Source organism: Streptomyces sp. DH12 (assembly GCF_020873895.1).
Lineage (GTDB): Bacteria > Actinomycetota > Actinomycetes > Streptomycetales > Streptomycetaceae > Streptomyces.
Genome location: NZ_JAHWGT010001068.1, coordinates 1 through 453 on the forward strand (window position 1 = coordinate 1; position 453 = coordinate 453).

Sequence of the window (453 nt, forward strand, 5' to 3'; positions counted from 1 at the left end):
GGACGTGAGCGCCCACCCGGACGTGATGACGCTGTGCCTCGCCTCGGACGCCCTGGTCACCGACTTCTCCCCGCTGATGTGCGACTACGCGGGCCTGGACCGGCCGATCGTGCTGCACGCGGAGGACCGGGAGGCGTACGCGGCGGCCCGCGGGCTGTACGTCGACCCGTGGACCTTCCCGCCGGGCGCGGTCGCGGACAGCGAGGACGAGCTGATCGAGATCTTCGCCGGCAGCCGCTGGTGCGGGCCGCGCGCGACCCGGCTGCGGGCGGCCTTCCGGGACCGCTTCTGTCCGCACGACGACGGCCGCGCCGCCGAGCGGGTGGTGCGCACGGTGCTGCTCGGGGAGTTCGCCGAGCCGCTGTCCGTGCCGCCGGAGCGGCGCCGCCCGGTGCCGGCGGCCGCGAGCGCGCCGGAGACCCCCGTGGTGGCGCTGCCGCCGCAGCCCGCGGT

The 453-nt window shown here is 77.5% G+C and carries 1 protein-coding gene; it reads left to right on the top strand.

Annotated elements, in window-relative coordinates:
* Positions 1–453: CDP-glycerol glycerophosphotransferase family protein (locus LPA54_RS38540; RefSeq protein ID WP_228985040.1), on the top strand; the 453-nt coding region annotated here is incomplete at both ends.